Raw genomic sequence first — 7,238 nt, forward strand, 5'->3', positions numbered from 1 at the left:
AAGGGTACTGGCTCGTCGGCGGCCTCTTTACTGGCGGATGGCCCAGCCACGCTCCCGCAGTGCCGCCGTCAGGACCGGCGCGGTCTGCGGCTCCACCATCAGCTGCACCAGACCCGCCTGCTGTCCGGTCGCGTGCTCGATGCGCACGTCCTCGATGTTGACCCCGGCCCGTCCCGCGTCCGCGAAGATACGGGCCAGCTGACCGGGCTGGTCGTCGATGAGGACGGCCACGACCTCGTACGTGCGCGGGGCGGACCCGTGCTTGCCGGGTACCCGCACCTGGCCCGCGTTCCCGCGCCGCAGCACGTCCTCGATACCCACGGCTCCCTCACCGCGCTTGGCCTCGTCGGAGGACTGCAGGGACCGCAGCGCCCGCACCGTCTCCTCGATGTCGGCGCCGACATCGGTGAGCAGGTCGGCGACGGGCCCCGGGTTCGCGGAGAGGATGTCGATCCACATCCGGGGGTCGGACGCGGCGATCCGGGTCACGTCGCGGATGCCCTGGCCGCACAGTCGTACGGCGGCCTCCTCGGCGCTCTCCAGCCGCGCGGCGACCATGCTCGACACCAGGTGGGGCATGTGGGAGACCAGCGCGACGGCGCGGTCGTGGGCGTCGGCGTCCATCACGACCGGTACGGCACGGCAGTGCGAGACCAGTTCCAGGGCGAGGTTCAGCACCTCGGTGTCGGTGTCCCGGGTCGGCGTCAGCACCCAGGGGCGGCCCTCGAAGAGGTCGCCGGTCGCGGCCAGCGGGCCGGACTTCTCGCGGCCGGACATGGGGTGCGTGCCGATGTACGAGGCGAGGTCGACGCCGAGCGCCTCCAGCTCGCGGCGCGGTCCGCCCTTGACGCTCGCCACGTCGATGTAGCCGCGGGCCACGCCCCGGCGCATGGCGTCGGCGAGCACCGCGGCCACATGGGCGGGCGGGGCGGCGACGATCGCGAGGTCGACGGGCCCCTCGGGCTCCTCGTCGGTGCCGGCGCCGAGCGCGGCGGCGGTGCGGGCCTGCTCGGGGTCGTGGTCGGCCAGGTGGACCTGGACGCCCCGGCTGACCAGCGCCAGCGCGGCGGACGTGCCGATGAGGCCGGTGCCGATGACGAGTGCGGTTCTCACTGGGCGATGTCCTTGCGCAGGGCGGCCGCGGTGCCCAGGTAGACGTGGTTGATCTCGGTACGGGACCGGTCGGACTCTATGTGCGCGAGGATCCGCACGACGCGGGGCATGGCGCCCTCGATGTCGAGCTCCTGGGCGCAGATCAGCGGGACGTCCACGATGCCGAGCTTGCGGGCCGCGGCCGCCGGGAAGTCGCTGTGCAGATCCGGAGTGGCCGTGAACCAGATGCTGATCAGGTCGTCCGCGGTGAGGTCGTTCCGCTCCAGGACGGCGGTGAGGAGCGCTCCGACCTGCTCGTCCATGTGACCGGCTTCGTCCCGTTCGAGTTGGACGGCGCCCCGGACCGCTCGTACCGCCACGGCTCTGCTCCTTGCTGATGTACGGCTCTTGGTACATCCAGCCTAGTCAGCCCGCGTCGGGCCGGTGTGCGCCGCCCGCCCGCTGAGACACCTACAGGTTCTGCTGCCTGGCGAGCTCGTCGAGGCCGGCCGGCACCTGTCCGTCCGGCGTCAGTTTGTCCACGACCCGGGGCAGCACCTGGGCCAGCTCGTCCGCGGCCTTGTCCGGGGTGACGCCCGACTCCTCGGCGACCTGCCGGAGGGTCTCGTCGGGCAGCGCGTGCTGGATCTGCGTGCCGGTCACGGGCTGGTTGGCGCCGGTGCCGACCCAGGAGTCCTTCTGTTCGGCGAGGCCGGACCTGGCGAGGGTGTCGAGCAGCCCGCCCAGCGGGTTGTTGCCGTTGCCGCCCTGTTTGCCGAGCGCGGAGAGCAGCGCGCCGAGGATGTTGCTCCCGCTGGAACCGTTGCCCGAGCCGAGGAGTCCTCCCAGAAGACTGCCGAGGTCGTCACCCGCCATGGTCGTGCCTTTCGCGAGGTCGGCCGAGCCCGGGGGAACCCGGCGCCGAACTCTGCCAATGTCACCCAGATTGCCCTATTCCGCTACTTGTAGTGAGAACGCGCCCGTGCGCCTCTGGACTCAAGGCCCCGGGTCCGCTCTCATGGCAGGAAGCTCGCCTCGGGGGAGGCCCGTAATGAAGCGTTCCGGACCGCTGTTCACCCTTCTCGCGGGTCTGCTGGTAGGCCTGTTCATGCTGTCGCTGAATGCGACGACGGGCGAGAAGACCACCTCGTCCTCGGTGCGGGAGTCGCCGAGCACGAAGGCGTCACCGAGTCCGGCCCCCACGCGGACAACCCCGTCCCCTTCCCCTTCGCCGTCGAAGGTGCCCGTCCCGAACGCCGACTACGCGGGCCGCACCGACGACGACTCCTCCGCGATCGCCGTGTCCCTGCGCGACGGCCGGGCGATCGCGTACTTCTGCGACGGCCGGGACAAGGAGTCGTGGCTCAAGGGTGACGTCGAGGACGACGGCACCATGAAGCTCACCGCCAAGGACGGCTCGAAGCTGAACGGCACCCTCAAGGAGGGCAAGCGGATCAGCGGCACGGTCGACATCGGCGGCGGGCACTACGCCTTCACCGCCGACAAGGCGATCAAGCCGTCCGGTCTGTACCGGGCGACGGCCACCGTGCGCGACGCGAAATTCGACGGCGGCTGGATCGTGCTGAAGGACGGCAGCCAGGTCGGCATCCTCAAGAAGGACGGCAAGCCCTCCCCCGCACCCGAGATCGACCCGGAGACCGGCGTGGTGACGGTCGACGGACAGCAGCTCACGGCCCGCCCCGTCACCCCCTGAACTCCAGTCCGTACGAGGGAGCCGACATGACCGCCGACCCGAACGCCGCCACCCAGGGATTCCCCTCTCCCCGGCCCGCCGAGCCGCAGCCGAGCCCGGCGCGCTATCTGGTTCCCGCGCTGGTCGCCGCCGCGGTGGCGGTCGCCCTCGGCGTGTACGGCAAGGTCCACGACCCGGCGGGGACCGCCTTCAACCTCGCCGGTTTCAGCAGCACGGGCGCGGTGAAGTCGTGGATGGCGACGGTCGCGATCCTCTTCGCCGTCGTCCAGTTCTTCTCGGCGCTGATGATGTACGGCAGGCTGCCGGGCCCGAGCTGGTCAGGGGTGCTGCACCGCTGGTCGGGCCGGGTGGCGTTCCTGGTGTCGGTGCCGGTGGCGGTGCACTGTCTGTACGCGTTGGGCTATCAGACGTACGAAACGCGCGTTTTCTGGCACTCTCTCCTGGGTTGTTTCTTCTTCGGAGTGTTCAGTGCCAAGATGCTGCTGCTCCGCTCGGAGCGACTCCCCAACTGGCTGCTGCCGATCGTCGGCGGGCTCGTCTTCACCGCGCTCACGATCATCTGGCTGACCTCCGCCCTCTGGTTCTTCCGCACCTTCGGAGTGACTACATGACGACTCACGGCCCGACACGACGCACGGTCCTCCTGGCGACGGGGGCCGCCGCGTTCACCGTCGGCTGCGGCGAGTACGGCAACGAGGGCGACTCCGGGTCCGACACCGTCGAGGCCTCCGCCGGCCAGGAACTGGCGAAGACCGGTGAGATCCCGGTCGGCGGCGGCAAGATCTTCAAGGACGAGAAGGCCGTCGTCACCCAGCCGAAGGAAGGCGAGTTCAAGGCCTTCACCAACATCTGCACCCACCAGCAGTGCCCGGTGGCCAACGTCGACGGCGGCACCATCAACTGCACCTGCCACGGCAGCAAGTTCAGCATCACGGACGGCTCGGTGGAGAACCCGCCGGCGACCCAGCCGCTGGCCGAGAAGAAGATCACGGTCAAGGGCGACTCGATCCGGCTGGCCTAGTCCCAGAGGGCGCCGAGCGTCGCCAACTCGCTCTGGTACTCGATCCGGTCCGCCCATTCGACGGGCCATACGTCGGCCCCGTGGTACGCCCCCGCGAAGGCCCCCGCCAGACAGGCGATCGAGTCGGAGTCCCCGGCGGTGCAGGCGGCCCGCCGCAGGGCCGTCACCGGCTCGTCGACGAACAGCAGGAAGCACAGCAGCCCGGTCGCCAGCGCCTCCTCGGCGATCCACCCCTCGCCGGTCGCCAGACACGGATCGGTCTCCGGGGACACCGAACGGACCGCCTCCTGAAGGCGCCCGAGGATCTCCAGGCACTCGTCCCAGCCGCGCGCGATGAAGTGCTCGGGCGACGGGTCCTGGCTGCGGGTCCACAGGTCGCCGAGCCAGCGGTGGTGGTACCGGGTGCGGTTCTCCACGGCGTACGACCGCAGCTGGCCGACCAGTCCGGTCGGCTCGGCACCCTGGGCGAGCAGCCGTACGGCGTGCGCGGTGAGGTCGGACGCGGCGAGCGCGGTCGGGTGCCCATGCGTGAGCGCGGACTGCAACTGGGCGGCGCCGGAGCGCTGTTCGTCGCTCAGACCCGGGGCTAGGCCGACGGGGGCGACACGCATGTTGGCGCCGCAGCCCTTGGAGTGGATCTGGCTGGCGTCCTGCCACAGCCGCCCTTCGGTCTTCAGCAGATTGCAGGCGACGAGACAGGTCCGGCCCGGCGCGCGGTTGTTCTCCGGCGACTGGTACCAGTCCACGAACTCCTCGCGCACCGGGCGCTCCATCCGCTTGGGCGCCAGCAGCCCGCGGTCCATGGCCGTGCGCAGCCCTCGCCCCAGCGCCAGCGTCATCTGCGTGTCGTCCGTGACGATCGCCGGCCTCGGCAGCTCCATCTCCCGCCACGGCCCGCACTTGGCGAGGATCGACGGCACGTCGTTGAACTCGGTCGGGAATCCCAGCGCGTCCCCCAGGGCGAGCCCCAGCAGGGCTCCCGTGGCGGCGCGTTTCCTGACGGTCGTGGCGGTCATGCGGGACGTCCTTCCCGAGGCGTTCGGAGCAGAGGCGGATGGAGCGTCGTGGCCGTGCCCGCGCGGTAGAGCGCGGCCGGTTTGCCGCGGCCGCCGGTCAGTCGCGCGGCGCCCGGGACCGGTTCGACGAAGCCGGGCGTGGCGAGCACCTTGCGCCGGAAGTTGGGGCGGTCGAGGGCGGTGCCCCACACGGTCTCGTAGACCTGTTGCAGCTCGCCGAGCGTGAACTCCGTCCCACAGAAGGCGGTGGCCAGGCAGGTGTACTCGAGCTTGGCGCCGACGCGTTCCTGGGCGTCGGCCAGGATCCGGTCGTGGTCGAAGGCGAGCGGCCGCGCCGCGCCGTACGGCACCCAGCGGGCGTCCGCGGCGTCGCTGCCGCCGTGCGGCTCGGGCGGGTCCGGCAGCAGCGCGGCGAACGCGACGGACACGACGCGCATCCGGGGGTCGCGGTCGGGCTCGCTGTAGGTCCGCAGCTGCTCCAGGTGCAGCCCGGAGACATCCGACAGCCCGGTCTCCTCGGCGAGTTCACGCCGGGCGGCCGTCTCGGCGGACTCGCCGGGCTGCACGAAGCCGCCGGGCAGGGCCCAGTGGCCGGCGAACGGCTCCTGTCCGCGCTCCACGAGCAGGACGTGCAGAGCGCCCTCGGCGACGGTGAGGACGGCGAGATCGACGGTGACGGCGAAGGGCTCGTAGGCGTACTTGTCGTATGCGTCCACGCGCCCCCCGTTCCTTTAATAGTCACTACGACTATAAAGTCGCCGGATGGGATCGCACAACCCGGGTAACCGCACCGCATGAGCGAGATCCTGGTGGGCACGTGTTCGTGGACGGACCGGGCGTTGACCGGCAGCGGCTGGTATCCGCCGGGGCGACGGGACGCCGAGGGACGGTTGCGGCACTACGCCGAGCAGTTCCCGGTCGTCGAGGTCGACTCGGCGTACTACGCGTTGCCCGACGCCCGCAACAGCCGGCAGTGGGCCGAGCGGACGCCACCGGGCTTCGTCTTCGACGTGAAGGCGTTCTCGCTGCTCACCGGGCATCCGACACGGAGTTCCGCGATGCCGGGCGGGCTGCCCGCCGAGCCCGGTGACCCGGCGGTGCTGGACGAGGTGTGGGCGCGGTTCACCGAGGGGATCGAGCCCCTCCGGGCGGCCGGACGGCTCGGCAGCGTGCTGTTCCAGTTCCCCCCGTGGTTCCGGCCCGGACAGCGGGCCGGGGAGTTCCTGCGGGAGTGCGCCGAGCGGACCGCCGGATGGCCGGTCGCCGTGGAGTTCCGGCATCCCGGCTGGTGGCGCAAGGAATGGGCGGACGTGACCTGCGCGCTGCTCGCCCGCTACGGCATGTCCGCCGTGGCCGTCGACATGACCCAGACGCTCCCCTCCTCGATCCCGCCCGTGGCTCCCGTCACCTCACCGCGGCTGTCCGTCGTCCGCTTCCACGGTCGCAGCGCCGCCTGGGGGACGGGGAGCAAGGAGGACCGCTTCCGGTACGAGTACGGCGAGGACGAACTCGCCGAGTGGCTGCCCCGGTTGCGCTCGCTCGCCGACCGGGTCGAGCAGCTCCACGTCCTGTTCAACAACTGCTGCGGCACCGCGTCCGTCCGGGCCGCGGAGACGATGCGGCGCATGCTGGCCGGCGCCGGCCGGTCCCCGGCGCTCGACAACGGTGGACCCGCCCGGAGCGCGGGCCAGCGGCCGTCGGGACAGGCGGCCCGGGAGCCCTAGCCGCCGAAGAACCCAGCGGACTCATCCCGGAAAGGAATCGCGCCGCCCCAGGAACGCCAGCAGCCGGGCGTCGGGCGGCGCGCTGGACGGGACGGCGACCGGCTCCGCGAACCGCACCCCGCGGTCCTCCTCGGTGACCACGCACCGCGCGATGGGCAGCAACTCGGCCGCGAGCGCGACCGGGAAGGGCCGCGACCGTCCACAGGACCGCGCCACGTCCCAGCCGTGCACGGCGATCTCGACGGCGCCGACCGCGCCCATCACCCGTACGTCCAGCGGCCGTTCTCCGACGTGGACCAGATCACGGGGGCCGGCCGCCCAGGCGCCGAGCACCGCACACGCGCGCGTACGGAAGCCGCACACGCGGTCGCTCTGCGGCAGCAGTCCGATCCGCCCGCCGGTCAGCCCCTCGTGCAAGGCGTCCAGGGAATCGTCGAGATGTTCGAGCAGCTCCCCCAGATCCCATCCGGCACAGGGCGTCGCCCGGCCGAGTCCGGCGGCCCCCACCACGGCCACGCTCCCCAGCGCGTACGCGAGCGAACGCTCCAGCAGCTCCCCCGGGTTCACGACAGCCCCCCCCATTACCTTCTTCGTGGCCCCGCAATGGGGCGCCCGGCCTCCGGAGTTGGCATGACTTTCTCCCCCTGTCGAACGCATGGCCTGGGGGGTGG

Annotated in this window: 10 protein-coding genes; 4 read left to right on the forward strand and 6 right to left on the reverse strand. The window is 71.6% G+C overall.

The window, feature by feature from the left end:
• Positions 1-27: 27 nt before the first annotated feature.
• The 3 genes from ACIOHP_RS20035 to ACIOHP_RS20045 form a co-directional block, all read right to left on the reverse strand.
• Positions 28-1,113 (reverse strand): prephenate dehydrogenase, encoded by a 1,086-nt coding sequence (locus tag ACIOHP_RS20035; RefSeq protein ID WP_401889134.1) that lies wholly within the window; start codon positions 1,111-1,113, stop codon positions 28-30.
• A complete protein-coding gene (gene aroH, locus ACIOHP_RS20040; protein ID WP_046256736.1) occupies positions 1,110-1,472 on the reverse strand; it encodes a chorismate mutase in 363 nt (120 codons plus the stop codon). Before aroH ends, ACIOHP_RS20035 begins: the two co-directional genes overlap by 4 nt.
• 91 nt (positions 1,473-1,563) lie before the next feature.
• A complete protein-coding gene (locus ACIOHP_RS20045) occupies positions 1,564-1,968 on the reverse strand; it encodes a YidB family protein (protein WP_401889137.1) in 405 nt (134 codons plus the stop codon).
• Positions 1,969-2,143: 175 nt separating this feature from the next.
• Here ACIOHP_RS20045 and ACIOHP_RS20050 point away from each other — a divergent pair, with 175 nt between their 5' ends.
• From ACIOHP_RS20050 to ACIOHP_RS20060, 3 genes are read left to right on the forward strand one after another with little or no spacing between them, the layout of a single operon-like run.
• Positions 2,144-2,806 carry a hypothetical protein gene (locus ACIOHP_RS20050; protein ID WP_361486591.1) on the forward strand — a complete coding sequence of 221 codons (663 nt, stop codon included), beginning with the start codon at positions 2,144-2,146 and terminating at the stop codon, positions 2,804-2,806.
• A gap of 26 nt (positions 2,807-2,832) precedes the next feature.
• The gene (locus ACIOHP_RS20055; RefSeq protein ID WP_401889140.1) at positions 2,833-3,417 is read left to right on the forward strand and encodes a DUF6529 family protein; all 585 of its coding nucleotides are present in this window, start codon (positions 2,833-2,835) and stop codon (positions 3,415-3,417) included.
• Positions 3,414-3,827, forward strand: a complete 414-nt coding sequence (locus ACIOHP_RS20060; RefSeq protein ID WP_401889142.1) for a Rieske (2Fe-2S) protein — start codon at positions 3,414-3,416, stop codon at positions 3,825-3,827. The genes ACIOHP_RS20055 and ACIOHP_RS20060 overlap by 4 nt, the downstream gene beginning before the upstream one ends.
• On the opposite strand, the gene ACIOHP_RS20065 is transcribed toward ACIOHP_RS20060, so the two are convergent.
• Together ACIOHP_RS20065 and ACIOHP_RS20070 are read right to left on the reverse strand one after the other, a co-directional pair.
• Positions 3,824-4,843: an ADP-ribosylglycohydrolase family protein gene (locus ACIOHP_RS20065; RefSeq protein ID WP_361548811.1), complete on the reverse strand. Its 1,020-nt coding sequence runs from the start codon at positions 4,841-4,843 to the stop codon at positions 3,824-3,826. The two genes, ACIOHP_RS20060 and ACIOHP_RS20065, sit on opposite strands and share 4 nt — an antisense overlap.
• Complete coding sequence (locus ACIOHP_RS20070; RefSeq protein ID WP_401889145.1) at positions 4,840-5,559, reverse strand: NUDIX hydrolase; 720 nt, start codon at positions 5,557-5,559, stop codon at positions 4,840-4,842. Before ACIOHP_RS20070 ends, ACIOHP_RS20065 begins: the two co-directional genes overlap by 4 nt.
• Before the next feature lie 78 nt (positions 5,560-5,637).
• On the opposite strand from ACIOHP_RS20070, the gene ACIOHP_RS20075 reads away from it, so the two are divergent.
• The gene (locus ACIOHP_RS20075; RefSeq protein WP_401889148.1) at positions 5,638-6,567 is read left to right on the forward strand and encodes a DUF72 domain-containing protein; all 930 of its coding nucleotides are present in this window, start codon (positions 5,638-5,640) and stop codon (positions 6,565-6,567) included.
• A 21-nt stretch (positions 6,568-6,588) separates the two neighbouring features.
• Here the strand turns inward: ACIOHP_RS20075 and ACIOHP_RS20080 are convergent, their stop codons facing one another.
• On the reverse strand, positions 6,589-7,134 hold the full coding sequence (locus tag ACIOHP_RS20080; protein ID WP_361548806.1) for a TIGR03086 family metal-binding protein: 546 nt from the start codon (positions 7,132-7,134) through the stop codon (positions 6,589-6,591).
• Between the last annotated feature and the right edge of the window lie 104 nt (positions 7,135-7,238).

Origin of the sequence: Streptomyces sp. NPDC087859, from assembly GCF_044742595.1 — a bacterium.
Classification (GTDB): domain Bacteria; phylum Actinomycetota; class Actinomycetes; order Streptomycetales; family Streptomycetaceae; genus Streptomyces; species Streptomyces canus_F.

Excerpts from the sequence above, each read along its gene's own strand:
- ACIOHP_RS20045 (WP_401889137.1), bottom strand. The coding sequence starts at position 1,968 with ATGGCGGGTGACGACCTCGGCAGTCTTCTGGGAGGACTCCTCGGCTCG.
- ACIOHP_RS20050 (WP_361486591.1), top strand. The coding sequence starts at position 2,144 with ATGAAGCGTTCCGGACCGCTGTTCACCCTTCTCGCGGGTCTGCTGGTA.
- ACIOHP_RS20055 (WP_401889140.1), top strand. The coding sequence starts at position 2,833 with ATGACCGCCGACCCGAACGCCGCCACCCAGGGATTCCCCTCTCCCCGG.
- ACIOHP_RS20060 (WP_401889142.1), top strand. The coding sequence starts at position 3,414 with ATGACGACTCACGGCCCGACACGACGCACGGTCCTCCTGGCGACGGGG.
- ACIOHP_RS20065 (WP_361548811.1), bottom strand. The coding sequence starts at position 4,843 with ATGACCGCCACGACCGTCAGGAAACGCGCCGCCACGGGAGCCCTGCTG.
- ACIOHP_RS20075 (WP_401889148.1), top strand. The coding sequence starts at position 5,638 with ATGAGCGAGATCCTGGTGGGCACGTGTTCGTGGACGGACCGGGCGTTG.